Source organism: Uliginosibacterium sangjuense (assembly GCF_059132465.1).
The window spans coordinates 4,259,987-4,284,844 of the sequence record NZ_CP101132.1; the positions used below are offsets into that span (position 1 = coordinate 4,259,987).

The following is a 24,858-nucleotide window of genomic DNA, read 5'->3' on the forward strand; positions in this document are numbered from 1 at the left end:
CCTCACGAAACATGATGCCGCCTGCGGCGGCTGGCGGAACCTCCTGCGGAGTTCCGCCCTAGCTCAAGCCACCTGCGGCAACAGGCTCAGCGCCATCGCGAGTTCCTTCTCGTCATAGTCCTGGTCGACGAGCTTGCCGTCGAAGTAGGCCTGGTAAGCGGCCATGTCGAGGTGGCCGTGGCCGGAAAGGCAGAACAGGAGGGTTTCGGCCTTGCCTTCGCGCTTGCAGCGCAGGGCTTCTTCGACGACGCCCTTGATCGCGTGCGTCGCTTCCGGGGCCGGCACGATGCCTTCAGTGCGGGCGAACAGCACGCCGGCTTCGAAGCAGGGCCCCTGGTGGTAAGCCTGGGCTTCGATCAGGCCCAGCTCGGCGATGTGCGAAATCATCGGCGCCATGCCGTGGTAGCGCAGACCACCGGCGTGGAAACCGGGCGGCGTGAAGGTGGAGCCCAGGGTGTGCATCTTCACCAGCGGCGTGAGGTGCGAGGTGTCGCCGAAGTCGTAGGCGAATTTGCCGCGCGTGAGACTGGGGCAGGCCGCAGGCTCGACGGCGACGAAGCGCCGCTTGGCATGCTCGCCGCGCAGTTGCTGACCCATGAAGGGGAAGGCGATGCCGGCAAAGTTGGAGCCGCCGCCGGTGCAACCGATGATGACATCCGGGTCGTCACCCGCCATCTCCATCTGCAGGATGGCTTCCTGCCCGACGATGGTCTGATGCAGCAGCACGTGGTTCAGCACCGAGCCCAGCGCGTACTTGGTGTCTTCGTTCTTGGCGGCAACCTCCACCGCTTCCGAGATGGCGATGCCCAGCGAGCCCATGTGGTCCGGGTGTTCGGCCAGGATGGCGCGGCCGGCGTCGGTGGTGTTGGAGGGCGAGGGAATGCACTTGGCCCCCCAGGTTTCCATCATGGCGCGGCGATAAGGCTTCTGGTCGTAGGACACGCGCACCTGGTAGACCGTGACATCCAGCCCGAAGAGCCCGCCGGCGAAGGCCAGCGAGCTGCCCCATTGCCCGGCTCCGGTCTCGGTGGACAGCTTCTTCACGCCTTCCTGCGCGTTGTACCAGGCCTGCGGCACGGCGGAATTCGGCTTGTGGCTGCCGGCCGGCGACACGCCTTCGTACTTGAAATAGATCTTGGCCGGCGTGCCCAGCGCCTTCTCCAGTCGGCGCGCACGGAACAAGGGGCTCGGGCGCCACAGCTTGAAGACCTCCTGCACCGGCTCGGGAATGTCGATCCAGCGTTCGGTGCTGACCTCCTGCGCGATGATCGCCTGCGGGAACAGCGGCGCCAGGTCGGCCGGGCCGATGGGCTGGCCAGTGCCCGGGTGCAGCGGCGGTGCGGGCGGTACTGGCAGGTCGGCGGCCACGTTGTACCACTGGCGTGGCATGCGGGCTTCTTCAAGCAGGTAGCGATTGCGGTCCGGCATGGAAAGGCTCTCCCCTCGTCTCGTGTGATCAGGAAGCGCAAGCCTACCGTCTGGGCGTGCATCGCTGCATGACCTGCATCGCAAGAGGCCCGGGCGAGCTGCCCGGCGCCGCCGGCCAAGGCATGGCCCCAGGCCCTGACCCTAGTCCGAAAGTGGTTTTTGACTTACAAATGTTTTCATCTTTCCCACACGGCTTCATCGCGTCGATTTGCGTCTGATAATCCCTTGAATAGTTGGACTTAAGAGTTTTTCATCGCGTTTTACACATGCTCGCAGGCCTATAACCAAATGCATATATCGTGAAGTAGGCCCTCAAGTTGCCTGACGAACGCACGTAAGCTGACTCATCACTATCGAGTACTACCGCCAGGCAAGATCACCACCCAGGGGCTGCCAGTCATCGGTACCGCAACGGAGCCCCAGCATGCGCAGCAATCTTCCTGTCACCGACGCCGAAACGGTCATTCCCAGCGGCGTCTTCATCTACTCCCGCACCGACCTCAAGGGTCGCATCACCGAGGCCAACACCGCCTTCGCCGAGATCAGCGGCTTCCGCCGCGAGGAGATGATCGGCGAGCCCCACAACCTGGTGCGCCACCCGGACATGCCGGAAGCCGCGTTCGAGGACATGTGGCGCACGCTCAAGGCGGGCATGCCCTGGCGCGGCATCGTCAAGAACCGGCGCAAGGACGGCGGCTACTACTGGGTCGAGGCCAACGTGTCGCCGGTACGCGAGAACGGCCAGGTCATCGGCTACCAGTCGGTGCGCACCCGGCCCTCGCGCGAGCAGATCAGCGCTGCCAGCGCGGCCTACGCGCGCCTGCGTGCGGGCGACCGCAGCCTGCGCGTGGAAGGTGGCCAGGTGCGTCCGGTGCGTGGCGCACTGGCACGCGCGGCCAGCGCCTTCCCGGTGCAGATGGGCAGCGTGGGGCTCATCGGCGCGCTCGCCGCGCTGGCCTGCCTGGCGCTGCTGGTCTGGCCCGGCCCGCTCACGCGCGCATTGGCCGGCGGGCTGGCCAGCCTCAGCCTGGTGGCCTGCGTGTGGCTCGCCGCCTGGCAGGGGCCGCGTGTGTGTGGCGAACTGCGCAGCATGCGACGCACCCTGGACGAAGTGCTGAGCCATGGCGACCTGCTCAACACTTTGAACTCGACGCGTCAGGATGAGATCGGCGACATCGCGCGCCGCGTCGACAGCCTGCTCGCCGCCACCCGTGCGACCCTGCAGATCATCGGCGACACCACGCGCGAGGTAGCCGAGTCCACCAGCCGCCTCAACACCGACATGCACACCCTGGTAGGTTCGTCCGAGCAGCAGAGCCGCGACACCAGCAGCGGAGCGGCCAGCGTGGAAGAGATGACGGTGTCGATCGGCGAAGTGGCCTCCCATGTAAATGAGACGCTCGCCATCTCGCAGCAGGTTTCGCAGGAGGCTCGCGCCGGCGCCGAGCTGTCCTCCCGTGCCAGCGAGACGATCAGCGCCCTGTCGGAAACCGTGGGGCACTCGGCCAGCACGGTGGAACAGTTGGGGCAGCGTACCCAGGAGGTCGGCAAGATCGCCGGGGTGATCAAGGACATCGCCGACCAGACCAATCTACTGGCGCTCAATGCAGCCATCGAGGCGGCGCGCGCCGGCGAGCAGGGGCGCGGCTTCGCCGTGGTGGCCGACGAGGTACGCAAGCTCGCCGAGCGCACCCGCCAGGCCACGCAGGAGATCGACGCCATGATTCAGCGCATCCAGGCCGACACCGGCAGCGCGGTCGACAGCATCCGCCACAGCGCGTCGCAAGTGGGTACCAGCGTGACCCTGGTGCACGACGCGCAGGGCGCCCTGCTGCGCATCACCGGCGAGGTGGAAGTCATGCTCACGCGCATCGGCGAGATCGCCCATTCCTCGCAGGAGCAGAGCGGCGCCATGGAACACCTGGCACGCGGCATCGAGCGCATCGCCCAGCAGACCGAGGAGAACCTGGGCGTGGCGCACACCACCGACGACACCGCACAACGTCTGGAGGGCAGCGTGGACCGCATGCGCAAGGCGGTCACGCAGTACCGCGTGTAAGAACCCTGCGGCGGCGGCCTCAGCTGGCGGGCGGGCGCGGCGCGAGGCGCTGTGCCAGTTCGTCCGCTTGGGCGGACAGCGGATGCGTCGGGAAGTACTGGCGGAAGGCGGCGAGCAGCAGGCGCGCCGCGTCGCGGTGACCGATGTCGAGCATGCAGCGCGCCGATAGCAGGATCACCTCGGGCGTGTCGGGGTGCCCCGGGTAGAGCACATCGAAGCGCTGCATCACGCGCAACGCCTGGCGCGGCCGCCCTTGCAGCACAGCCGCCTGTGCCAGGGGCAACACGGTCGGCGCATCGGCCGCGAATGCCGGGTCCAGCTTCACACAGCCGGTGAACACCAGCAGGGCCAGCTCGGTCTGGCCACGCTCGATCAAGGTCACGATGTTGGCGCGTGCGCGCTGCGCGCCCTCCGGCACCGGATCCGGCGCGTCGCTGGGGGCGGCCGGCACCTGCTCGGCCACCGGTTTGCTGCGCTTGGGCAACACCCGCCGCATGCCGCCCGGCGGGGCCGGCGCCAGCACGGTCTCGGCGGCATGCAAGGCGATGTCATGCTGGCCGCTGCGTTCGCCGCCGAACCAGCCCCGCAGCCTCTCACCCAGACGCCCCAGCCAAGTCCTGTCGCTCATGCACATCCTTCTGTTGAATCGCTCACTGGCGCTGCTGCACAGCGTCTTGAGCTACGACGATGAATCGAAGATAGTGCGCAAACTAACCCCGCCCATCCTCGCTGTCCATGCCATGCCAAAGAATGTTGCAGTTGCCGCCGCGGTGATCTTCGCCCGCGACGGCCGTTTCCTGCTGGGCCAGCGCGCGCCCGACACCTTCTACCCCGGCTACTGGGAGTTCCCCGGCGGCAAGGTCGAGGCCAGCGAGACGCCGCGCGACGCGCTGGTACGCGAGTTGCAGGAGGAACTGGGCATCCAGGTGCACCTCGCCAACCCGTGGATCACCCGCCGTCACAGCTACGAGCATGCCAACGTCACCCTGCATTTCTTCGAAGTGGCCGGCTGGAGCGGCGAGCTGCAGGACAAGGTACATAGCGCGCTGAGCTGGCAGACCGCCGACGCCACCGAGGTCGGGCCCATGCTGCCCGCCAACGGCCCGGTGCTCAAGGCGCTGCGCCTGCCGCGCGTGATGGGCGTCACCGAGGCCGGCGAGGTCGGCGTGCAGGCCCAGCTCGGCGCGCTCGAATGCGCGCTGGAGAATGGCCTGCGCCTGGTGCAACTGCGCGAACCGATTCTCGAGCCCGGCGCGCGCGAACGCTTCTACCGCGCCGCGGTCGAGCGCTGCCGCAGCAGCGGCGCGCTGGCCATCGTCAATGGCGAGGCGGACATGGCGCAGCGCGTCGGCGCCGATGGCCTGCACCTGCCGGCCCGCCAGCTCATGGCGCTGGATGCCCGCCCGGATGCCGAGTGGGTCGGCGCCTCCTGCCACACGCGCGAGGAACTGGAGCACGCCGCCAGCCTCGGCCTCGACTACGCCGTGCTGGGCGCGGTGCGCGAAACAGCCAGCCACCCGGGGCGGCGTGGCATCGGCTGGACGGCCTTCGCCGAGCTGGTCCGCGAGCTGCCGATGCCGGTGCTGGCCATCGGCGGGCTGGGCAAGGACGACATGCTCACCGCGCGCGCGGCCGGCGCGCATGGCATCGCGGCGATCCGCAGCATCTGGCCCGAGGCGCGCTGCGCCTGATCCCGCGCGCGGGCGCTCAGTCCAGGGTGCGGCGGAAGCGCTTGAGGCCCACCGCCATCACCAGGCTCATGAACAGCAGCAAGGGCCACACATTGGGCCACAGCGCGGGCCAGTCGTTGCCCTTCAGCATCACGCCGCGGATCAGGCGCAGGAAGTGGGTCAGCGGCAGCACCTCGCCGATCACCTGGGCCCATTGCGGCATGCCGCGGAACGGGAACATGAAGCCCGACAGCAGGATCGAGGGCAGGAAGAAGAAGAAGGTCATCTGCATCGCCTGCGTCTGATTGCGCGCGATGCTGGAGATCGTGATGCCCACCGTCAGGTTGGCGCAGATGAACACCAGCACGCACAGCATCAACGTGCCGAAGTGGCCCACGAAGGGCACCGCGAAGAGATAACGCGCGCACAGCAGGATCACCGCAACCTGCACCAGGCCGATCACCACATAGGGCGCGATCTTGCCCACCATCACCTCGAACGGGCGTACCGGCGTAGCGATCAGGTTCTCCATCGTGCCGCGCTCCACCTCACGCGTGACGCCCAATGCCGTCATCATGATCATGGTCATGGTGAGGATCACGCCCATCAGGCCCGGCACGATGTTGAACTGGCTGATGCCCTCCGGGTTGTAACGCCGCTGGATGCGCAGCTCGAAAGGGCTGACGCCGGGCACCAGGGGGCTCAGCGTCCCCGTCAGGTCGTGGCGCAACATCGTCACCCCCAGGTTCTGCACCGCCGCCACCGCATTGCCGGTGGCCGAGGGGTCGGTCGCGTCCGCCTCCAGCAGCAGCGCCGGGCGCTCGCCGCGCTGCAGGCTGCGCGCGAAGCCGGCGGGGATGGTCAGCACGAACTGCGCGCGGCCCTCGGCCAGCGCACGCGCGGCCTCGCGCTCGCTCGCCGCCGCGTCGATCACGCGGAAGTAATCCGTGTTCTCCAGCGCGCGCACGATGCTGCGCGTGAACACCGTCTGCTCATGCGCCACGATCACCGTCGGCAGATGCTTGGGATCGCTGTTGATCGCATAGCCGAACAGCGTCATCTGCACGATGGGGATGCCGATCATCATCGCGAAGGTCAGCCGGTCGCGCCGCAACTGGATGAACTCCTTGAGCATCACGGCGAACAGGCGGGCGAGGCTGAACGCGGCGCGCATGGCGAATGGCCTAGGCGATCAGCGCGCTCAGTTGCGGCGGCGCATCCAGCAGGTGTGCCGGTGCATACGGCGCCAGTTCGGCGTGCGAGCCATAACCCCACAGCACACCACAGGCTGCCAGCCCATTGCGCTGCGCGGCGATCATGTCGATATCGCGGTCGCCGATCATCAGTCCGCGCCCCGCCACCTTGCCCTGTTCCAGCAGACGGGTGATCTGCTGCCACTTCTCGATGTGGATATCGCCGCCATCAACGAAGGCAAAGTGATGGCCGATGCCGAACAGGTCCAGGATGCGCTCAGCATAGTCCGCACGCTTCGAGGTGCACAGCCCCATGCGCACTCCGCTCGCCGCCAGCGCATCCAGCGCCTCCGCGATGCCGGGGTACAGCGTGTTCTCCGCGTAGCCGACCTCGGAGTAGCGCTCACGGTACTTCTCGACCAGCGCCACCAGGTGTGCCTCGTCGTCGCACCCGGTCAGGCGCTGGAAGCTGGTGTAGAGCTTGGGCCCGATGCAACGCGCCTGCTCGTCGCGGTCGATCGGCGCGTAGCCGAAGGCCTGCAAGGCATAGTTGATGGATTGGCCGATGCCCAGGATGGGGTCGCTGAGGGTGCCGTCGAGGTCGAAGAGGAGGTAGTCGTAGTTCATGACACGGTTGGATTCAGGAGAAGGGGGATGGCAGTGTGAAGGGTACGCCGATCCTGGGGCGGGTTCGTGCAGTAGCTCACCCTGCGCCAATCAACGCGCCGCATAGTTGTCCTCCGCGCCACGCATGAGGTGAATGAAGATATCTTCCAGCGCTGGCTCGGCCAGGGTCCATGCGAGGCCATCGCGGCGGAAGGGCTGGATCGCTTGTTCCAGCGCGGCCGCGTCGGTGCCGCTGACGTGCAGCACGTTACCGAAGCGGGTGACCATGGCCACCACGGGCAGCGCTTCGAGTGCGTTGGCGAGTGGCGCGATGTGTTCGCCGCTGACGCGCCAGGTGGTGAAGCCGCTGCGCGCGACCAGTTCCGCTGGCGTGCCCATGGCCAGCAGGCGGCCGTAGGCGATGTAGCCGAGGCGGTGGCAGCGCTCGGCTTCGTCCATGTAGTGGGTGGACACGAGCACGGTGATGCCGTCCGCCGCGAGCTGGTGGATCTCGTCCCAGAAGTCGCGTCGTGCCTTGGGGTCGACGCCGGCCGTGGGTTCATCGAGCAGCAGCAGCTCCGGTTCGTGCAGCATGCAGGCAGCGAGCGCCATGCGCTGTTTCCAGCCGCCGCTGAGCTTGCCGGCAAGCTGCTGCTGGCGGCCCGCGAGACCGAGGCGGGCTAGCGCTTCATCGACGCGCTGGCGGCGCCGGTCCATGCCGTACACGCGCGCCACAAAGTCGAGGTTCTCACAGATCGTAAGGTCGTCGTAGAGGCCGAAGCGCTGCGTCATGTAGCCGACCTTGCGCTTGATCTGCGCGGCCTCGCGCACCACGTCCAGCCCCAGGGTTCTGCCACTGCCACCATCGGGCGTGAGCAGGCCGCACATCATGCGGATGCTGGTGGTCTTGCCCGAGCCATTGGGGCCCAGGAAGCCGTAGATCTCGCCACGCCGCACCTGCATGGAGAGCTGGTCCACCACGGTCTTGTCGCCGTAGCGCTTGGTGAGGCCTTCGACGTCGATGACGATGTCGTTCATCACTTTGCCGCCGGCAGGCGCACATCGACAGGCAGGCCGGGATGCAGGCGCGCCAGGTCCTGGGCGGCCGGTCTGGCCTCGACCATGAACACCAGGCGTTCGCGGTTCTGTTGGCTGAAGATCACTGGCGGGGTGAACTCGGCCTCGCGCGCGACGAAGCTGACCGTGGCCTGCATCGCGTCGCCGCAACCGTCGCAACTGACCCCGACGGTCTGACCGAGGGTCACGCGCGGCAGCGCGGCCTGCGGCACGAAGAAACGCAGCTTGATGGCCTGCGGCGCCAGCAGGCTCACCACCGGGCTACCGGCCGGCACCCATTCGCCAAGGCGGTAGAGCGTGTCGTCCACACGCGCGGCAACGGGGGCGACCACCGCCTTCTGGTCGCGCTTCCACTCACTCTGCGCGAGCGCGGCACGCGCGGCCTGCACGTTGGCGGCAGCGGCGGCACGTGTGTCACTGCGCGCGGCGAGGCGTGCGACTTCGAGGTTGGCGCGAATCTGGGCGAGTTGTGCAGCATTGGTCTTGACGCGGGTCTGGTAGGTATCGAGCGCCGCGCCGCTGGTGAAGCCTTGCGCGGCCAATTCACGCTGCCGCTTGAGGTCGGCCTCGGCCTGGGCGAGCTGGGCGGCGATCTCGCGTTCCTGCGCGGCCAGCACCGCGATCTCCTCGGCGCGCTTGCCCTTGGCGAGGTCGGCCTCGCTCGCCTGCGACTGCTGCACGCGGGCGCGCGCCTCGTCGACGGCAGCGCGCTCCTGCTCAGTGTCGAGCACGAACAGGGGCGTGCCGGGCGCGACTTCGGCGCCGCGCGCGACCTTCAGCTCGACCAGGCGACCGGCCACCGGCGAGGCCATGCGCGTGTACTCGGCCTCGACGTAGCCGGGCAGCACGTTCGGGTCGGGGCGGTTGCAGGCGGCGAGCAGCAGCGATGCCAGGATCATCAGACGCGGATCAGGGCGTGTCATGTTTCGGCTCCGGGGTGGATTCCGGGGAGAGTTCCGACGAAGACTCCCAGTGACGGCGCAGGGCCTGCAGGCCGGCCCAACTGAAGTCGGCGACGTGCTGCGCGAGGTGGGTCAGGCGGTCCGGATCGTCGAGCACCTCGGGTGCGACACGGCGGACCATGGGCTGGCCAAAAATGTAGACCACGCACTGCCCGAACACAGAGACCAGCGCGCGGCTGACCGCCAGCTCCGGCACGGCGGGGCCGGCCGCCTCGCGCAGCAGCGCGCGCATGAGGCGCGCCTGGGGCAGGCTGAAGCGCTCGATCATCTGCTCCAGCGCGGCAGTCGGGTTGACCAGCTCGCGCAGCATGAGACGCGCGATGCGGCTGGGCGAGCGTTCGTCGAGCAGGCGTGTGACCAGGGCCTGCACCGCAAAGCGAAAGCGCGCCTCGACCGGCAGCGCGGGGTCGGGCGCCTGCAGGGGCGCCTGTTCGAGCGCCAGTGCGGCGTGGTGCTGCAACACCGCGAGGTAGAGCCCTTCCTTGGAGGCGAAGTGATAGTTGATGGCGGACAGGCGCAGGCCGGCACGCGCCGCGATGTCCTGCACGCGGGCGGCGCGGAAGCCATCGGCCAGGAAGACCTCGGTGGCGGCCACGATCAGGCGCGCACGCGTCTCTTCGCCGGCAATCCGGGAGGCGGCAGCCAGAACCCGAGGGGGTGGGGCGGAACGGCTCATGATGTGATCACGCGACTCGCATGGATTGGACAGGAGGATGGATCGGTCATTGAGAAGGAGACTGAAAATGCGCTCTGGAAAAGTTTTTCTACTTCAATTTAGAAAACTTTTTCCAGTCTGTAAACCAATCCCGGCACCGCATCTGTCCCGGCCCACCTGTCGGCACTCAGACCAAAGTTGCACGCCATGCAGCCAATCGTTCACCTGCCGGCCATAGAATTGATGCGGGCTGGCGCGCCGCGCCGACCCCTGCAGTCACCCGCAACATCACCTCTATCTGGAGAAGGAAGCCATGCATTCCAGCCTCAAAGCTGTCGCTCTGACTTTCCCGGCGGTACTGTGCAGCACCCTCGCCCTGGCCACCCCCCCGGCCCCGGTGACCATCCGCGTGGCCACGCCCTTCGCGAGCGGCCACATCCTTTCCGACACCGCGCTCAAGTTCAAGGAGGAGCTAGAGAAGCGCGCCAAGCACATCACCGTGCAGGTAAGCAGCAGCGTGCTCAACGAGCAGACCATCAACCCGGCGGCCAAGCCTTGCGACCCGACGCAGCGCGTGGCCGAAGTGGTGCTGACCGGCGGCCAGCCGATCCAGGACTACGCGCCGCAGTACTTCTTCTTCAACGGCCCCTATGTGATCCGCGACTTCAAGCACCTCAAGCGTGTGTGGAACAGCGAGATCGGCGACGCGATGCTCGACAAGATCGAACTGGACGGCAACTTCGTGGTGTTCGACCCGATCTATCGTGGCTTCCGCCAGTTCACCTCGAACCGCGCAATCAACGGCCCGGCCGACTTCACCGGCCTCAAGCTGCGCCTGCCACCGACGCCGGACTGGGTGGCGGTATGGAGCTCGCTGGGCGTGACGCCGGTGACGGTGCCGCTGACCGGCATCTATGACGCGCTCAAGAACGGCACAGCCGAGGCCTCCGAAGGCGACCTGACGCAGATCCAGTCGCTCAAGCTCAACGAGGTGCAGAGCCGCCTGACGCTGACCAGCCACCTGGTCGGTTTCGGCATGCCCATGGCCAACGCCTGCTTCTACCGCAACGAGTTGTCGAAGGCGGACCGTGCGAAGTTCAAGGAGGCGATGAAGAAGGCCATCAAGTGGGGCAGCGAGACCATGAAGGACAAGGAGTCCACGCTGCAGGGCCAGCTCGCCGCCGCCGGCATGACGGTCGCCACCCCCGACGCCGCGGCCATCCGTGCCGCCGCCGAGCCGGCTATCAACAACCTGTTCGCCACCAAGTGGACAGTGACGACCTGGGCCGACGTGCTGGCAAAGTAAGCCGCGCCACCGGATGACAAAGGGCCGCATGTGCGGCCCTTTGTCGTTTCTCCCCACCGGCGCCCGACGGCAAGGCTCAGCTTGCTACGGCACGCAGGCGCTCGACCAGCAAGGTATGCACGCGCCGGCTGTCGGCGCGCAGCACCTGAAAACGCAGACCCGCCAGCTCGATCAACTCGCCGCGCTTGGGCAGGCGACCCAGGTGCTGAACGATGAAGCCACCGATGGTGTCGGCCTCGCTGGGCCCCAGTACACAGTCGAAAGCAGTCTGGAAATCCGCCAGTGTGGTCAGCGCCTTGACGCGGTAATGCCCGGCCTGATCGGGAATGATGTTGCTGGCATCCTCGTCGAAGTCGTACTCGTCCTCGATGTCGCCGACGATCTGCTCCAGCACGTCCTCGATGGTCACCAGGCCGGCCACGCCGCCGTACTCGTCGACGATGATGGCCATATGGTTGCGGCTGACGCGGAACTCGCGCAGCAGCACATTGAGGCGCTTGGACTCGGGGATGAAGACGGCCGGGCGCAGCGTCGCACGCAGGTTGAAGCCGGGCTGGTTGGCGCGCAGCAGGTCCTTGGCGAGCAGGATGCCCAGCACGTCGTCCTTGTCGGTGCCGACGACCGGGAAGCGGGAGTGCGAGGTGCGCAGGGCGAAATCGAGGATGTCGGCAATGGGGGCCTCGACCTCCACCACGTCCATCTTGGCGCGCGGCACCATGACGTCGCGCACCTGGATGTCGGCCACCGACAAGGCGCCCTCGATGATGGTGAGCGCGTCGGCGTCGAAGAGATTGCGTTCGTAGGCCCCGTGCAGCAGCAGGATCAGTTCCTCGCGATCCTCGGGTTCGCGTGTCAGCAGGGCGGAAAGGCGTTCAAGAAAAGTCGGGCGACTACTGGAAGGGTCCATGAATCAAGGTGTCGGAACGGGAAATGTCAGGCCAGGGGTTCACGCAAGCAGTGTGCCCGCCCGGCCCCGACAGTTCGTGTTTCGTCAGAGGCCCGTGGGGTCACGCGTAAGGGTCAGGATAGCCCAAACCGGCCATGATCTCCTGCTCCAGGGCCTCCATCTCGGCGGCCTGGGCTTCTCCCCGCTCGTGATCGAACCCACACAGATGCAGGATGCCATGCACCACCAGGTGGGCGGTGTGCGCCTCCACCGTCTTGCCCTGGGCGGCAGCCTCTTCCAGCACCACCGGCCAGCACAGCACGAGGTCGCCCATCAGCACCGGGCGTGTCTCGTAGGGGAAGGACAGCACGTTGGTGGCGTAATCCTTGCCACGCCAGGCAGCATTCAGCGACTGGCCTTCGGCGCGGTCGACGAAACGGATCGTGATCGCGCCGGCGCCGTTGCCGACCCCGCGGATCCACTTGCGCAACTGCATGCGCGAGGGTAGCGCCGGATCTTTAAGGGCGTATTGCACCGACAGATCGAGGCGGGCGGACTGGGCAGACTTGGTGGCAGGCATGTTGGACATCGGACAAAACGGCCCGGACTCGGGCGGGGGGCGTATGTTCCGGAAAGCACCAGGCCAAGTCAAACCGGCCTGCGGCCCCCTTGCCATGCCGTCCGCATTGACAGGCCCGGATGATGCACTGCAAGATGCGTCCTCGCGTCACTTACCCATGCCATTTCTTGCCATGACCGCCACCCGCATCGCCGCCACTGCCATTGCACGCTACCCGCGCGCCATGTACGCACGTACGGCGACGGTCATTGCCAATAAAAAATGGCATAACCAGTCGCTCACCTGACGGGCACTGGCGTCCCGTCGGTGGGCTCACCGGACGGGACAACAGACGCAGACCAGCCACCCAGCAGCACCCGACTCTCCCCTGCCCTGATCGTTCCAGCCGGTACTCCCGCGCGGCGGCCCTTCATCCGCAAGCACGAGGCACGATCATGGAACAGCAGGAAGCAGAAGAACCACAGCAGCAAGGCCGCCCAGGCGCCGGCAGCATTTTCGGCGGTATCTGGGTGCCCATCATCACCCCTTTCCGGCGTGGCGAGCCGGACCTGCCGGCGCTCGCCCGCCTGGCCCGCCAACTAGTCTCCGGTGGCATCCGCGGCCTGATCGCCTGTGCCACCACCGGCGAGGGCAACAGCCTGGACGACGCCGAGCGCGAGGCCGTTTTCCGCACCCTGCGCGAAACGCTGGGTCGCAGCTTCCCGCTGGTCATGGGCATCGCGGCCGCCGACACGCGCAGCGCGGTCGTCGCCGCACGTCGCTATGCTGAATGGATGCCGGCCGGACTGCTGGTCAGCACGCCGCACTACCTGCGCCCGGGGCAGGACGGCATCCGCCGCCACTTCGAGAGCGTGGCGGAAGCCAGCGGCCTGCCGCTGATCCTGTACGACATCCCCTATCGCACTGGTGTCGAGATCGCGCTGCCCACCCTCAAGGCACTGGCCGAGGATGCACGCGTGGCGGCCATCAAGCTATGCCCGGCCGGTAACTGGCTGCGCCTGGAGGCGGTGATCGCCGAGACGCCACTGAGGGTGCTGGTGGGCGATGACGGCATGATCTTCGCGGGGCTGTGCCAGGGGGCCGAAGGGGCGATCAGCGCCGCCGCGCACCTCCGCCCCGAGCTGTATGTGCGCATGCAAGCCCTGATCGCCCAAGGCGATCTGCCGGCGGCGCGCCACATCGCCCTGGCGCTACGCCCGGTGATCCAACGCCTGTTTGCCGAGCCCAACCCGGCCCCGATCAAGGCCTGCCTGGCCGGGCGCAATCTCATCGCGGACGAGCTGCGCCTGCCGCTCACCCCGGCCTCGCAAGCAACCCGACAGGCACTGCGCGAAGCCATGCTGGCGCTGGAGCAGGCTTGCGGCGCATCATCCCTCTCGATCGTGCAATGAAAGGAACATGAACATGTTCGGCATCCACAACTACCCCGGCTTCATTGCCGCCGTGCTGGTGTTCCAGCTCATCCCCGGCCCCGGCACCCTGGCCATCCTGAAGGCCACCGCGCGCAACGGCGTCGGCGCCGGCATGGGCGCGGTGGGCGGCACACTGGCCGGCGATTTCCTGTACATGCTGGCGGCGGTGCTGGGCCTGGCCGCCGTGCTGGCCGCCCACCCGCAGGTGCTGGGTGGCCTGCAATGGGTCGGCGTGGCCTACCTGTGCTGGATCGGCGCGCAACTGCTGTTCTCGCGTAGCGGCCCGGCGGTGGAGACGGAGGCGAAACGCCAGAGCGGCTGGGCCTTCTTCCGCGAGGGCTTCCTGGTCTGCCTGACCAACCCCAAGGCCATCATGTTCTTCATGGCCTTCTTCCCGCTGTTCATGAACGCGCAGTCGACCGGCTTCACGCTGGCCGTGATGATGCTGCACGTCACCCTGCTGAGCCTCGCCTACCAGGGCCTGCTGGTGCTGGTGGGCAATGCGGTGGCACGCCGCCTTGCCCACATCGCCGGCCTGCGCCAGCTTGCCTTGCGCGTGGCCGGCATCGCCTTGCTGGGTTTCGGGGTGAAGCTCGCACTGGCGGAACGCTGAGGCTATCTACCAGGCGAAGCCGGGCAGGCGGGCCACGTAGCCATCCTCGGTCGTCTGCAGGCAAGTCAGCGGAGCGGTCAAGGGACGCCGCAAGCGGACCAGCAGACGACGCACTTCGCCCGGCCCCAGGCGCGCCGCCCAGGCGAGCAGCCAGCGGACCCCAAAGGCATCACGCACCAAGGGGACCGCGCTGCCGACGGCAATCACGTGTTTCACGGCACCCGGCACCTGGCGCGCCACCTCGCGTGCATACACCGCGCCCAGACTCCAGCCCAGCAAGGTGACGGGCTGGCCGCTGCGTTCGGCCTGGGTACACACATCATGCGCAAGCTGCCGCACGAAACGGTCGATCGGCGCGGTCGGTCCCAGATTGATGCCACGCCCCCAGTCCTGCGAGGCATAACCCAGCCGGCGCCCCAGGCGCAGCAGAGGACGCATCGCGAAGCCATCGCGCGCGAGCCCCGGGTAGACGATCAAAGGCGAGCCGGAAGGCGCGGGCCCGAGCACGCGTCCCAGCTCGTCCAGCAAGACGGGTGAAGGCTCGACATCTGCCGGTGCCGACAGCAATGCAGGCACATCATGAACGACCAGTTCAGGTGCCTGCGACGGCAAGAGCTGGTCCGGCGGGGTCTGGCGGACGCGCCGCCGACGCAGGGAAAAGATGGATCTCGAACTCATTGTCTCCTGTCCTCATGCTGCGATGACATCGCGGACCGCAAGGTCTGCGGGAGAGAGACACAGGCGCGGCGGGCAAGTTCCGTCATCGTTGCCACGCGGTGACGATGGGCCGCTCGGCTGTTGGGCTTGCACTGCATCGCTGGCGCGGGCCCAGCGCGACACAGCCGCCTCAGCGCTTGCCCTTGCGCTAGGGCAGCATCAAGTAGAGCTGGTAGGGCAGCGCGCCCTCGACCTGGATGCCGGCGAGCGCCGTCTCGAAGTCCTGCTGCTCAGCTTCGCCCTGCACCACGGCGGCGGCGCGGAGATTTCCCTCCAGCCGATGCAGTGGGGTGGAGCCCCGAATCGGCGCGATCCAGGGCTTGTACTGCTGCCGCTCAATGTTCAATTGCGTGCTTTGGCCGGCGCTTCGACTCCAGTTGCGGCCAGCACCGCCGGTGGCAGACGCGCGCCCTGGATGGTGATGGCCGCCACGGCCGCATTCAGCGCCGTGAGTTCGGCCGGGCTGAGGGAGATCGCGGCGGCAGCCACGTTCTGTTCCAGATGGGCGACATTGGTGGTGCCCGGAATCGGCACGATCCAGGGCTTCTGCGCCGTCAGCCAGGCGAGCGCGAGTTGCGCCGGCGTCAGGTTCTTGCGCGCCGCCCAGGCCTTGACCAGCTCCGCCAGCGCCATGTTGGCGGCTAGCGCATCGGGGGCGAAGCGCGGCACCATCGCACGGAAGTCGCGCTCGCTGAAGCGGCTGGCGGCGTTGACGCTGCCGGCCAGGAAACCCATGCCCAAAGGGCTCCAGGGCACCAACCCGATGCCCAGTTCTTCGCACAGTGGCAGCACCTGCGCCTCGGGGCCGCGCCACAGCATCGAGTATTCATTCTGGATCACGCTCAGGGGGTGTTCGCGGTGTGCCCGGCGCACCGTCTGTAACCCCGGCTCGGACAGCCCCCAATGCAGCACCTTGCCCTGCTGGGCCAGATCCTTGATCGTGCCGGCCACGTCCTCGATGGGCACATTCGGGTCGACGCGGTGCTGGTACAGCAGGTCGATGCGGTCCGTGCGCAAGCGCCCCAACTGTGCCTCGACAACCTGGCGGATATGCTCGGGTCGGCTGTTCAGCCCGCCGCGCCGCTGGCCGGTCGCCGGGTCGATGTCGAAGCCAAACTTGGTGGACAGCACGACGCTATCGCGCCTGCCCTGCAGTGCCTCACCCACGATTTCCTCCGACATGAAGGGGCCATAGGCTTCGGCGGTGTCGAACAGCGTCACGCCAAGGTCTGCCGCGCGGCGGATGAGCGCAATCGCGGCCGCCCGGTCGGTGCTGCTGGCATAGAGGTCGTTCACCGCTTGCGGCTGGCTGCCGGGGCGCCACTGGCAGCCCATGCCAATGGCCGAGACTTCCAGCGTGCCAAGCTTGCGCTTGGGCAGGCTGGCGGCGACGGTACCCAGACTTCCGGCAAGCGGCGCAGCCAGGGCGTTGCCGCTGAGGAGAGCGCCGGCCGCCAGGCCCAGACCGCCCAGCATGAAATCCCGGCGGGTCGCTTGTTCGCTGTTCAATGCGCCATGTTCTCGATGTGTGCTCATGGTGTTGCTCCTGTGTGTGTAGTGAGGAATTGGGCCGGCGGTGTTCAGCTGCGGATGCCGCTGTCTTTAATTTCGGGACGTGTTGCCGGATGCGGCGTTTCGAAGCGGATATAGCGCAGCGACACCAGCAAGGCTGCGAACAGGAACAGGGCTGCCGCCTCCAGCGCGTAGCCGGTGTGCTGGGCCATGCCGGCGGTGTCGTGCACCGGCGCCTTGCCACCGGCATACACGACAACCAGGATTGCGAGCCCCAGCGTGGCGCCTAACTGATGCGCCACGTTCAGCACACCGGAGGCCGCGCCCGCGTTGTGATTCTCGACGCCGGCCACGCCCGCGACCGTCAGCGGCGCCAGCACCCAGCCTTGGCCGAAACCGATCAGCAGCATCGGCAGGACCACGCCCCCCAGGTAGGACGCTTGCGTGGCGGCCAGCCCCTGCCAGGCCACGCCGACAAGACACAGCGCGAGGCCCATCAGCAACACGCGACGCTGACCGAAGCGGCGTGCAACGGCGGGCACGGATAGCGAAGTCGCCAGTTGCGGAATCGTCACCGGCACGAAGGCCAGGCCCGCCAGCATGGGCGAAAAGCCCAGCACGCCCTGCAGGTATTGCGCGGTGAAGAACCAGAAGCCCGCCATGCCGCACAGGAAGAGCAGGCGTGCGACATAGGCACCGTTGCGCCGCGCATTGCTCAGCAGCCCCAGCGGCAGCAGCGGCTGCTTCGCGTGCGACTCGATCCACAGGAAAGCGCCGAGCAGGAGCAGCCCGCCGACGATGCTGGCCCAGCTCAGCGGCGAGGCCCAGCCGGCTTCGGCCGCTTCGACGATGCCGAACACCAGCGCGCACATGCCCAGCGTGGAGGTGAGCGCGCCGGCAAGGTCGAAGCGGCCGGTGTGCCTGGGGGTCTCACGGATATGGCGCAGGCTGCCGGCGATCAGGGCCGCGCCGATGGGCAGGTTGATGAAGAAGCCGGCACGCCAGGAGATCAGATCGGCCAGCAGGCCGCCCAGCACCAGGCCCACCGTGGCGCCGATACCGGCCGCCGCCGCGTACAGCGACAGGGCGCGGGTGCGTTCCTGGCCCTCCTCGAAATGGGTGGAGATCAGCGCCAGCGTCGACGGCGCCAGCACCGCTGCGCCCAGGCCTTGCACGGCGCGGAAGGCGATCATCCAGACCGGCGTGGTCGCCGCGCCGATGGCCAGCGAGGCCAGCGTGAAGATCGCCAGTCCGCTGATGAACATGCGCCGCCGGCCGAGGATGTCACCCGCGCGCGCGCCCAGCAGCAGGAAGCCACCGAAGCTCAGCGTGTAGGCGTTCTGTATCCACGACAGGCCGGCCGGTGTGAAACCCAGCGCGACCTGGATGCGTGGCAGGCCGGTGAGCACGATGGAAATGTCGATCACCAGCATCAGGTAGCTCACCATGATGATGGTGAGCACCATGCCGCGATGCACGGGTCGGGATACGTTCGTCATGCCCGGCTTACTCCCAGGCTTTGTCCGACTTCTAGGCCCTTGCGTTCCTGCAGCACAGGGAGGGTATGGCGCGCGACTTGTCCGTTCGCGCCGAGAATCAGGATGCGGGGCATGGGCGGTATTTCTCTGCTGGGGTGGATGGCACAGACGGCAGCTATGGCCCGCCGCCTGTGTCAGGGCGCTTACAGCGCGCGCTTCAGGATGTCGGCCAGCACGTCTTGCGTGTAGGTCTCGGCCAGGCCGAACCAGCGTGCGTTGCCCTGCAGGTTTTCGAGAATGGCGGGCAGTTGCGCTGCGGTGATGCCGAGCTGCGACAGGCGCGTCGGCGTGCCGATCTTGTCGAACCACTTCTCCAGCGCGGCGATGCCCTCCTCCGCCGTCTTGAGGCCGAACACCTGCTGCGCGAAGCGCGCGAACTGGGCCGGATTGCGGCCCTGGTACCACTTCATCCAGGCCGGCATCACCACCGACAGCCCCGCGCCATGCGGCACGTTGAACAGCGCCGACAGCGAGTGCTCGATCATGTGATTGGGATAACCGAAGCCCGCAGTGCCGGCGTAGGTGATGCCGTTGAGGGCCAGCGTGGAAGCCCAGGCGAACTCGGCGCGAGCGTTGTAGTCATGCGGATCGGCGAGCAAGGCCTCGGTAGTCTCGATCACCGTGCTGATGACCGACTCGACCAGGCGCGACTGGATCTTCGGTTGCACCGTGGCGGTGAAATAGCCCTCGATGGAGTGCGCGATGATGTCGGCCGCCGAATACACCAGGTAATCGCGCGACACGGTCTGCATCAGCGCCGGATTGACGATGGAGACCTTGGGGAAGGTGTGCACCGACTGGATGGCAAACTTCTCCTTGGTGGCCTCGTTGGTCACCACCGCACCCGCATTCATCTCGCTGCCGGTGGCGGCCAGCGTCAGGATGGCGAACACCGGCAGGGCGGCCGCGATCTGCCCCTTACCAATGAACAGATCCCACACATCGCCCTGGTACAGCGTACCGGCCGCGATGGCCTTGGCGCTGTCCAGCACCGAGCCGCCGCCCACGCTGAGGATGGCGTCGACCTGATGCTCGCGCGCCACGGTGATGGCCTCGCGCACCTTCGACAGCAAGGGGTTGCTGACGATGCCGCCGCATTCGACGAAGGCGATGCCATGCTTGTCCAGGCTCTTGCTGACGGTGGCGAACAGGCCGTCGCGCTTGATGCGCTCGCTGCCATAGGTCAGCAGTACCTTCTTGATCTTGTGCTCAGCCAGGACCTGGCCGATCTGTTGTTCCTTGTCTTTACCGAATTCGATACGGGTCGGGTTGTAGAAGCTGAAGTTGTCCATTTGTTTGTCCTTGGGGGGAAGCGCAGGGCTGCGCGCCGATGGACTGAACTGTAGTCAGCCGACAAACATCAAACTAGACAGCAAATCGTTGAATGATTTACAACTAAAAGATGTAAATAATCAGGAGGCGGGCATGCCAATCAACGAGTTGCGCTCGATCACCACCTTCGTGCGCACGGCGGAACTGGGCAGCCTGAGCCGCGCCGCGGAGGCACAACAGATTTCGCCGCAGGCAGCCAGCAAAGCGCTGCGGGAACTGGAAACGCACCTGGGGGTGCGGCTGTTCCACCGCACCACGCGCAGCATGTCGCTGACCGAGGAGGGCCAGCGCTTCCTGGAGGCGGCCCAGCCCTCGCTGATGGGCTTGCAGCAGGCTCTGCTGTCGGCACGGCAGACGCGTGAGGAGATTGCCGGCCCGCTGCGCATCGTTGGCCCGCGTTCGGTGCTGCAGCCCGTCATCAGCCCGGTGCTACAGGAATACTGCCGCCTGTACCCCGAAGTTCAACCCGACGTGCAGCTCGACGACCGCATCGGCAACTGGGTGGAAGATCGCGTCGATGTGGGCTTCCGCCTGGGCGCAGCACCGCAGGAAGGCCTGATCGCGCGACGCCTGTTCCCGCTGCAGCTGATCGTGTGCGCCGCACCGAGCTACCTGCGCAAGCATGGCCTGCCGGACAGCCATCTCGCGCTGAGTGGACACCGCTGCAGCGTGTTCCGCAATCCGAACAATGGTCGCGTCGTGCCCTGGCACATGAAGCTGGGCGACAGCATCCAGGACTGGCCGGTCCCGCCCGCCTTCTGCACCAATGACGAGATCCTGGAACTGCGCAGCGTGCTGGCCGGCGAGGTCATCGGGCAACTGGCGGGCCCCACCGCAGCCCCCTACCTGCGTGCCGGTCAACTCGTGCCGCTGCTCGTGGAACACGTGGCCGACGCCTACAGCCTGTTCATCTACTACGGCAGCCGTGCGGCGCAACCGGCGCGCGTGCGCCGCTTCATCGACCTGGCTGTGGAGCGCCTGGCCAACAGCGCCGAGTTCGTGCTCGGTCAGGACGAGTTGCAGCGCTTGCAGCGTGAGGCCTTGCGCACTTTGAAATCCTAAGCCGCTCCAGACGGCTTCTAGCGCTCGCCCTTGCGGTAGGGCTTCATCAGCGCCTGCGGGTAGGCCGCACGGCGTGCCATGACGATCAGCGCGAGGATGGACAGCACATAGGGCAGCATCAGGTAGAGCTGGTAGGGCAGCGCCCCCTCACCGGAGCCCGCCTGCTGCAGACGTAACTGCGCCGCGTCGAAGGCGGCGAACAGGATGGCCCCGAGCAGCGCCTTGCCGGGCCGCCAGGAGGCGAACACGACCAGGGCCACGCAGATCCAGCCGCGACCATTGACCATGTTGAAGAAGAAGGCGTTGAAGGCCGACAGCGTGAGGAAGGCCCCTGCCACCCCCATCACGGTGGAGCCGGCGACGATGGACGCGGTGCGCACATGCAGCACATTGAGGCCCTGCCCTTCGGCCGCGGCCGGGTTCTCGCCGACCATGCGCAGCGCCAGCCCGGCCGGCGTGCGGTAGATGAACCACACCAGCAGCGGCACCAGCAGCAGCGCGAGCAGCGTGAGGACGGTCTGCGCGCCCAGCACCGGGCCGATCAGTGGGAAACCCTCCAGCCAGCTCATGGGGGCGAAGGGCGTGATCGTGGGCGGGGTCGTGATCTTGGGGAAGCTCACGCGGTAAGCGAAGGACGCCAGGCTGGTCGCCAGCATCGTGAGCCCCAGGCCGGCCACATGCTGCGACACCGTGAGCCACACCGTCAGCATCGCGTGCAACAGGCCGCACACCGCGCCGGTGAGGGCCGCCACCAGCACCCCGGTCCACAGGTCGGCGCCGTGATAGACCGCCAGCCAGCCGGTGAAGGCACCGGCCACCATGATGCCCTCGATACCCAGATTGAGTACGCCGGCGCGCTCACAGATCAGCACGCCCAGGGTGCCGAAGATCAGCGGCGTCGCGATGCGCAGCGTGGCGATCCAGAAGGACGCACTGCCCAGCATGTCGAACAGGGTGGAGAGGAAATCCATCATGCCCGCCCTCCGCTCCTTGCCGTCATTTCCGCGCAGGAGCTCGCACTTCGCACCGTCATTCCTGCGAAAGCAGGAATCCAGTGTCGTTGATCCATGCGCTGGTCGCGAGAAAAGACAAAGTCGCTGGATCCCTGGCAATTCCCTCTCCCCCAGCCCCGCGCTCCGCGCTCCACGGACGGCCCTGCATGGCCGACCGGCTGCGCAGGCGGACAGCATGCTGTCCGAAACCCCTGCTCGCCCCGCAAGCGGGCGAGGGGAGCGGGCTGCGGCTTCGCCGGTTGTAGCAAGCTCACCGTAGGGTGGGTTCGGCGCGCAGCGACAACCCACCGCCGCAAACCCGCGCGAACCGCCATCACGACTACCACCGCTGGCACGACTGCCTGCGCTGGCTGTGGGTTGCTGCGCGAACCCACCCTACGCGACTGCCTGCGCAGGAATGACGGAGCAGTACGGGGGTGCATGTTCATGCCCGCCCCCAGCGCAAGCGGTAGCGCGTCAGCAGCGCCGCGACCAGCATGGCCAGCAGAGCGACGGCGACGATCACGTCCGCGATGTAGTTCGGCACGCCGATGGCGCGGCTCATGCTGTCGGCGCCGACCAGCACGGCGGCGACGAACACGGCCGACAGCACCACGCCCAGCGGATGCAGACCCGCCAGCATGGCGATCACGATGCCGGCGTAGCCGTAGCTCGGCGACATGTCGAGGGTGACGTAACCGGCGCGACCGGCCACCTCGCCGACACCGGCCAGGCCGGCCAGCGCGCCCGAGATCAGTGCACACAGCAGCACCGTGCGCCGCACCGGCAGGCCGGCGAAGGCTGCCGCGCGCGCGTTGGCGCCCACCGCGCGGAGCGCGAAACCGAAGGTGGTGAAGCGTTCCATGGCCCACACCGCGACCGCCAGCACCAGTGCAAGGATGAGGCCGCTGTGCACGCGCGAGCGCTCCATCAGTTTGGCGAACTCTAGCTCGGGATTGATCGCCACCGACTGCGGCCAGCCCATGGCCATCGGGTCCTTCATCGGGCCATCGAGCATCAGCGACACGAACAGCAGCGCGATGAAGTTCAGCAGCAAGGTGGTGACCACCTCGTCGACACCGAGCCGGCTCTTGAGCCAGGCTGGCCCCAGCAACAGCAGGGCGCCCGCCGCCGCACCGGCCAGCAGCATCGCCGGGAACAGCACATAGGCAGGCAACTCGAATCCGCTGCCGCCATGCAGGCCGCCCAACGCCACCGCCGCCAGGGCGCCCAGGTAGAGCTGGCCCTCGGCACCGATGTTGTAGAGATGCGCGCGGAAGGCCACGGCCGCCGCCAGCCCGGTGAGGATCAGCGGCGTGGCGCGCGTGAGCGTCTCGGAGATCGCAAAGCGCGAGCCGAAGGCGCCATCCAGCAACAAGGCATAGGTGCGGCCTACCGGTGCGCCGGCCCAGGCCACCAGCAAGGCGCACACGACGAAGGTGAACAGCACGGCCACAAAGGGCGCCGCGATCAGCGCCGCCCGCGAGACCTCGCCCCGCGCCTCAAGCCGCATCGCGCGCCTCTCCGGCCGGTGTGCCGGCCATGGCCAGGCCGATGTCGGCCAGGGTCCACGCCTCGGTGGGTCGCGCCGGCCCAAGCCGGCCCTTGAACATCACGGCAATGCGATCGGCAATGGCGAACAATTCGTCCAGGTCCTCCGAGATCAGCAGCACCGCCGCCCCTTGCCGCGCGGCATCGAGCAGGCAGCGCTGCACATAGGCGACGGCACCAATGTCCAGCCCCCAGGTCGGCTGGTTGGCGAGAATCAGGGTCGGAGTGCCGCCCTCCCCGGCCACCGACAGCGCGCGGCCCAGCACCAGCTTCTGCATGTTGCCGCCGGACAGCACACGCGCCGGTGCTTCGATACTGGACAGACGCACATCGAACTTCTCGACCAGGCGCCGCGTGAACTCGCGTGCCGCGGCACGCCGCACCAGGCCGAACTTGGAGAAGGCCTCGGTGTGCAGGCGCTCGGACACCGCGTTCTCCCACACCGGCAGATCGCCGACCACGCCCACGGCATGCCGATCCTCGGGGATGCGCGCCACGCCCTCGCCGACCCAGTGGCGCGGATTGGCCTGCATCACGCGGCCCTTCAACTGCACGCTGCCCGCGCTGGCGGCCAGGGTGCCACACAGCAACTGCGCCAGCGCGAGCTGACCGTTGCCGGAGACGCCCGCAATCCCGACGATCTCGCCGGCATGCACATCGAGGTCCAGCGCATCGAGCAGCTTGCGCCCAGCATGCCGCGCCTGGACACCACTCAGACTCAGCACCGCCTCTCCCTGGCTGCGCGCTTCACGGCTGGGCAGGCTCACGCTGCGGCCCACCATCAGCTCGGCCAGTTCGGCCTTGTCCGTCTCGTGCGTCGCACGCGTGGCGACCAGCTTGCCATTGCGCAGCACGGCCACACGCTGCGACACGCGCAAGACTTCGTCCAGCTTGTGGCTGATGAAAATGATGGACAGCCCCTGCGTGACGAGCTGACCCAGCGTGTCGAACAGGGATTCGCTTTCCTGCGGTGTCAGCACCGCCGTGGGTTCGTCGAGGATGAGGGTGCGCGCGCCGCGATAGAGCGCCTTGAGAATCTCCACCCGCTGGCGCTCGCCCACCGACAGGCTGCCGACGCGGGCATCGGGATTCACGCCCAGGCCGAAGCGCTGGGCGGTAGCGAGCAGCTTGTCGCGCGCCGCACGCTGGCGCGAGAAGGGCTGCCACAGTGGCTCGCTGCCGAGCATCACGTTGTCCAGCACCGACAGGTTGTCGGCCAGCGTGAAATGCTGGTGCACCATGCCCACACCGGCCGCCAGCGCCTCGCGCGGATCGCCCGGCGGCAACAACTGGCCGAAGACTTCGATCTGCCCCTCGTCGGCCACGTAATGCCCGAACAGGATGCTGACCAGCGTGCTCTTGCCCGCGCCGTTCTCGCCCAGCAAGGCCAGCACCTCGCCACTCGCCAGCTCCAGCGAGATGTCGTCGTTCGCCACCAGGCTGCCGAAGCGCTTGGTGATGTGGGTCAGGCGCAGGGCCGGGGGGGTTTGGGTCATGACACTACAGATTCAATCAACTTCACACGGCGTCCGTCCTACAAAGGCAGGCACTCAGCGACTTTGGTACACAGCTCAACGACGCTGGATTCCTGCCTGCGCAGGAATGACGTCGTTGACCACCGAACTGACTCAATGCCGTCGCCCCTGCGCAGGCAGGGGCCCAGTGGCTTTGCGGACTTCCACTCATCCCGCGACCTCACAGAAGACA

The 24,858-nt window shown here is 67.4% G+C and carries 24 protein-coding genes; 7 read left to right on the forward strand and 17 right to left on the reverse strand.

What is annotated here, in order from left to right; translation table 11 throughout:
* Positions 1–63: 63 nt before the first annotated feature.
* Complete coding sequence (locus tag NMB43_RS19700; RefSeq protein WP_494349878.1) at positions 64–1,428, reverse strand: TrpB-like pyridoxal phosphate-dependent enzyme; 1,365 nt, start codon at positions 1,426–1,428, stop codon at positions 64–66.
* A gap of 424 nt (positions 1,429–1,852) precedes the next feature.
* Here NMB43_RS19700 and NMB43_RS19705 point away from each other — a divergent pair, with 424 nt between their 5' ends.
* Entirely contained in the window at positions 1,853–3,487 is a 1,635-nt protein-coding gene (locus NMB43_RS19705) for a methyl-accepting chemotaxis protein (RefSeq protein ID WP_494349879.1), read from the forward strand.
* Positions 3,488–3,506: 19 nt separating this feature from the next.
* On the opposite strand, the gene NMB43_RS19710 is transcribed toward NMB43_RS19705, so the two are convergent.
* Entirely contained in the window at positions 3,507–4,115 is a 609-nt protein-coding gene (locus NMB43_RS19710) for a tetratricopeptide repeat protein (RefSeq protein WP_494349880.1), read from the reverse strand.
* Between the two features lie 112 nt (positions 4,116–4,227).
* Between NMB43_RS19710 and NMB43_RS19715 the strand changes: the two genes are divergently transcribed.
* The gene (locus tag NMB43_RS19715; protein ID WP_494352171.1) at positions 4,228–5,178 is read left to right on the forward strand and encodes a Nudix family hydrolase; all 951 of its coding nucleotides are present in this window, start codon (positions 4,228–4,230) and stop codon (positions 5,176–5,178) included.
* Positions 5,179–5,194: 16 nt separating this feature from the next.
* On the opposite strand, the gene NMB43_RS19720 is transcribed toward NMB43_RS19715, so the two are convergent.
* From NMB43_RS19720 to NMB43_RS19740, 5 genes are all read right to left on the reverse strand, one after another.
* Positions 5,195–6,331 (reverse strand): ABC transporter permease, encoded by a 1,137-nt coding sequence (locus tag NMB43_RS19720; RefSeq protein ID WP_494349881.1) that lies wholly within the window; start codon positions 6,329–6,331, stop codon positions 5,195–5,197.
* Between the two features lie 10 nt (positions 6,332–6,341).
* Positions 6,342–6,977, reverse strand: a complete 636-nt coding sequence (locus NMB43_RS19725; protein ID WP_494349882.1) for an HAD family hydrolase — start codon at positions 6,975–6,977, stop codon at positions 6,342–6,344.
* Between the two features lie 90 nt (positions 6,978–7,067).
* Entirely contained in the window at positions 7,068–7,994 is a 927-nt protein-coding gene (locus NMB43_RS19730; RefSeq protein ID WP_494349883.1) for an ABC transporter ATP-binding protein, read from the reverse strand.
* A complete protein-coding gene (locus NMB43_RS19735; RefSeq protein WP_494349884.1) occupies positions 7,994–8,956 on the reverse strand; it encodes an HlyD family secretion protein in 963 nt (320 codons plus the stop codon). Before NMB43_RS19735 ends, NMB43_RS19730 begins: the two co-directional genes overlap by 1 nt.
* Positions 8,943–9,671 (reverse strand): CerR family C-terminal domain-containing protein, encoded by a 729-nt coding sequence (locus tag NMB43_RS19740; protein ID WP_494349885.1) that lies wholly within the window; start codon positions 9,669–9,671, stop codon positions 8,943–8,945. Before NMB43_RS19740 ends, NMB43_RS19735 begins: the two co-directional genes overlap by 14 nt.
* Positions 9,672–9,963: 292 nt before the next feature.
* Here NMB43_RS19740 and NMB43_RS19745 point away from each other — a divergent pair, with 292 nt between their 5' ends.
* On the forward strand, positions 9,964–10,956 hold the full coding sequence (locus tag NMB43_RS19745) for a TRAP transporter substrate-binding protein (protein ID WP_494349886.1): 993 nt from the start codon (positions 9,964–9,966) through the stop codon (positions 10,954–10,956).
* 76 nt (positions 10,957–11,032) lie between these two features.
* On the opposite strand, the gene NMB43_RS19750 is transcribed toward NMB43_RS19745, so the two are convergent.
* Positions 11,033–11,863: a CorC family transporter gene (locus NMB43_RS19750; protein WP_494349887.1), complete on the reverse strand. Its 831-nt coding sequence runs from the start codon at positions 11,861–11,863 to the stop codon at positions 11,033–11,035.
* A 100-nt stretch (positions 11,864–11,963) separates the two neighbouring features.
* Entirely contained in the window at positions 11,964–12,422 is a 459-nt protein-coding gene (gene ybeY / locus NMB43_RS19755) for an rRNA maturation RNase YbeY (protein WP_494349888.1), read from the reverse strand.
* Here ybeY and NMB43_RS19760 point away from each other — a divergent pair.
* The 3 genes from NMB43_RS19760 to NMB43_RS19770 all read left to right on the forward strand — a co-directional run bounded on the left by NMB43_RS19760 (position 12,421) and on the right by NMB43_RS19770 (position 14,447).
* Positions 12,421–12,708 carry a hypothetical protein gene (locus tag NMB43_RS19760; protein ID WP_494349889.1) on the forward strand — a complete coding sequence of 96 codons (288 nt, stop codon included), beginning with the start codon at positions 12,421–12,423 and terminating at the stop codon, positions 12,706–12,708. The two genes, ybeY and NMB43_RS19760, sit on opposite strands and share 2 nt — an antisense overlap.
* A gap of 148 nt (positions 12,709–12,856) precedes the next feature.
* On the forward strand, positions 12,857–13,813 hold the full coding sequence (gene dapA, locus NMB43_RS19765; RefSeq protein ID WP_494349890.1) for a 4-hydroxy-tetrahydrodipicolinate synthase: 957 nt from the start codon (positions 12,857–12,859) through the stop codon (positions 13,811–13,813).
* Positions 13,814–13,820: 7 nt separating this feature from the next.
* Positions 13,821–14,447: a LysE family translocator gene (locus NMB43_RS19770; protein WP_494349891.1), complete on the forward strand. Its 627-nt coding sequence runs from the start codon at positions 13,821–13,823 to the stop codon at positions 14,445–14,447.
* 6 nt (positions 14,448–14,453) lie between these two features.
* On the opposite strand, the gene NMB43_RS19775 is transcribed toward NMB43_RS19770, so the two are convergent.
* From NMB43_RS19775 to NMB43_RS19795, 5 genes are all read right to left on the reverse strand, one after another.
* A complete protein-coding gene (locus NMB43_RS19775; RefSeq protein WP_494349892.1) occupies positions 14,454–15,125 on the reverse strand; it encodes an alpha/beta fold hydrolase in 672 nt (223 codons plus the stop codon).
* Positions 15,126–15,312: 187 nt separating this feature from the next.
* Positions 15,313–15,510, reverse strand: a complete 198-nt coding sequence (locus NMB43_RS19780) for a hypothetical protein (RefSeq protein ID WP_494349893.1) — start codon at positions 15,508–15,510, stop codon at positions 15,313–15,315.
* The gene (locus tag NMB43_RS19785) at positions 15,507–16,700 is read right to left on the reverse strand and encodes an aldo/keto reductase (protein ID WP_494349894.1); all 1,194 of its coding nucleotides are present in this window, start codon (positions 16,698–16,700) and stop codon (positions 15,507–15,509) included. Before NMB43_RS19785 ends, NMB43_RS19780 begins: the two co-directional genes overlap by 4 nt.
* A gap of 44 nt (positions 16,701–16,744) precedes the next feature.
* The gene (locus NMB43_RS19790; RefSeq protein WP_494349895.1) at positions 16,745–18,175 is read right to left on the reverse strand and encodes an MFS transporter; all 1,431 of its coding nucleotides are present in this window, start codon (positions 18,173–18,175) and stop codon (positions 16,745–16,747) included.
* Between the two features lie 182 nt (positions 18,176–18,357).
* Positions 18,358–19,506, reverse strand: coding sequence for an iron-containing alcohol dehydrogenase (locus NMB43_RS19795; RefSeq protein WP_494349896.1), 1,149 nt, complete (start codon positions 19,504–19,506; stop codon positions 18,358–18,360).
* Positions 19,507–19,639: 133 nt separating this feature from the next.
* On the opposite strand from NMB43_RS19795, the gene NMB43_RS19800 reads away from it, so the two are divergent.
* Positions 19,640–20,608, forward strand: coding sequence for a LysR family transcriptional regulator (locus tag NMB43_RS19800; protein ID WP_494349897.1), 969 nt, complete (start codon positions 19,640–19,642; stop codon positions 20,606–20,608).
* A 17-nt stretch (positions 20,609–20,625) separates the two neighbouring features.
* On the opposite strand, the gene NMB43_RS19805 is transcribed toward NMB43_RS19800, so the two are convergent.
* The 3 genes from NMB43_RS19805 to NMB43_RS19815 form a co-directional block, all read right to left on the reverse strand.
* The gene (locus NMB43_RS19805; RefSeq protein WP_494349898.1) at positions 20,626–21,582 is read right to left on the reverse strand and encodes an ABC transporter permease; all 957 of its coding nucleotides are present in this window, start codon (positions 21,580–21,582) and stop codon (positions 20,626–20,628) included.
* A gap of 463 nt (positions 21,583–22,045) precedes the next feature.
* The gene (locus NMB43_RS19810) at positions 22,046–23,113 is read right to left on the reverse strand and encodes an ABC transporter permease (RefSeq protein WP_494349899.1); all 1,068 of its coding nucleotides are present in this window, start codon (positions 23,111–23,113) and stop codon (positions 22,046–22,048) included.
* The gene (locus tag NMB43_RS19815) at positions 23,103–24,647 is read right to left on the reverse strand and encodes an ABC transporter ATP-binding protein (protein WP_494349900.1); all 1,545 of its coding nucleotides are present in this window, start codon (positions 24,645–24,647) and stop codon (positions 23,103–23,105) included. The genes NMB43_RS19810 and NMB43_RS19815 overlap by 11 nt, the downstream gene beginning before the upstream one ends.
* Positions 24,648–24,858: the final 211 nt, after the last annotated feature.

What these genes read in the sequence shown, in the direction of transcription:
- NMB43_RS19700 (WP_494349878.1), bottom strand. Translation starts at nt 1,428, where the DNA reads ATGCCGGACCGCAATCGCTACCTGCTTGAAGAAGCCCGCATGCCACGC.
- NMB43_RS19705 (WP_494349879.1), top strand. Translation starts at nt 1,853, where the DNA reads ATGCGCAGCAATCTTCCTGTCACCGACGCCGAAACGGTCATTCCCAGC.
- NMB43_RS19710 (WP_494349880.1), bottom strand. Translation starts at nt 4,115, where the DNA reads ATGAGCGACAGGACTTGGCTGGGGCGTCTGGGTGAGAGGCTGCGGGGC.
- NMB43_RS19715 (WP_494352171.1), top strand. Translation starts at nt 4,228, where the DNA reads ATGCCAAAGAATGTTGCAGTTGCCGCCGCGGTGATCTTCGCCCGCGAC.
- NMB43_RS19720 (WP_494349881.1), bottom strand. Translation starts at nt 6,331, where the DNA reads ATGCGCGCCGCGTTCAGCCTCGCCCGCCTGTTCGCCGTGATGCTCAAG.
- NMB43_RS19725 (WP_494349882.1), bottom strand. Translation starts at nt 6,977, where the DNA reads ATGAACTACGACTACCTCCTCTTCGACCTCGACGGCACCCTCAGCGAC.
- NMB43_RS19730 (WP_494349883.1), bottom strand. Translation starts at nt 7,994, where the DNA reads ATGAACGACATCGTCATCGACGTCGAAGGCCTCACCAAGCGCTACGGC.
- NMB43_RS19735 (WP_494349884.1), bottom strand. Translation starts at nt 8,956, where the DNA reads ATGACACGCCCTGATCCGCGTCTGATGATCCTGGCATCGCTGCTGCTC.
- NMB43_RS19740 (WP_494349885.1), bottom strand. Translation starts at nt 9,671, where the DNA reads ATGAGCCGTTCCGCCCCACCCCCTCGGGTTCTGGCTGCCGCCTCCCGG.
- NMB43_RS19745 (WP_494349886.1), top strand. Translation starts at nt 9,964, where the DNA reads ATGCATTCCAGCCTCAAAGCTGTCGCTCTGACTTTCCCGGCGGTACTG.
- NMB43_RS19750 (WP_494349887.1), bottom strand. Translation starts at nt 11,863, where the DNA reads ATGGACCCTTCCAGTAGTCGCCCGACTTTTCTTGAACGCCTTTCCGCC.
- NMB43_RS19760 (WP_494349889.1), top strand. Translation starts at nt 12,421, where the DNA reads ATGTTGGACATCGGACAAAACGGCCCGGACTCGGGCGGGGGGCGTATG.
- ybeY (WP_494349888.1), bottom strand. Translation starts at nt 12,422, where the DNA reads ATGCCTGCCACCAAGTCTGCCCAGTCCGCCCGCCTCGATCTGTCGGTG.
- dapA (WP_494349890.1), top strand. Translation starts at nt 12,857, where the DNA reads ATGGAACAGCAGGAAGCAGAAGAACCACAGCAGCAAGGCCGCCCAGGC.
- NMB43_RS19770 (WP_494349891.1), top strand. Translation starts at nt 13,821, where the DNA reads ATGAACATGTTCGGCATCCACAACTACCCCGGCTTCATTGCCGCCGTG.
- NMB43_RS19775 (WP_494349892.1), bottom strand. Translation starts at nt 15,125, where the DNA reads ATGAGTTCGAGATCCATCTTTTCCCTGCGTCGGCGGCGCGTCCGCCAG.
- NMB43_RS19785 (WP_494349894.1), bottom strand. Translation starts at nt 16,700, where the DNA reads ATGAGCACACATCGAGAACATGGCGCATTGAACAGCGAACAAGCGACC.
- NMB43_RS19790 (WP_494349895.1), bottom strand. Translation starts at nt 18,175, where the DNA reads ATGACGAACGTATCCCGACCCGTGCATCGCGGCATGGTGCTCACCATC.
- NMB43_RS19795 (WP_494349896.1), bottom strand. Translation starts at nt 19,506, where the DNA reads ATGGACAACTTCAGCTTCTACAACCCGACCCGTATCGAATTCGGTAAA.
- NMB43_RS19800 (WP_494349897.1), top strand. Translation starts at nt 19,640, where the DNA reads ATGCCAATCAACGAGTTGCGCTCGATCACCACCTTCGTGCGCACGGCG.
- NMB43_RS19805 (WP_494349898.1), bottom strand. Translation starts at nt 21,582, where the DNA reads ATGATGGATTTCCTCTCCACCCTGTTCGACATGCTGGGCAGTGCGTCC.
- NMB43_RS19810 (WP_494349899.1), bottom strand. Translation starts at nt 23,113, where the DNA reads ATGCGGCTTGAGGCGCGGGGCGAGGTCTCGCGGGCGGCGCTGATCGCG.
- NMB43_RS19815 (WP_494349900.1), bottom strand. Translation starts at nt 24,647, where the DNA reads ATGACCCAAACCCCCCCGGCCCTGCGCCTGACCCACATCACCAAGCGC.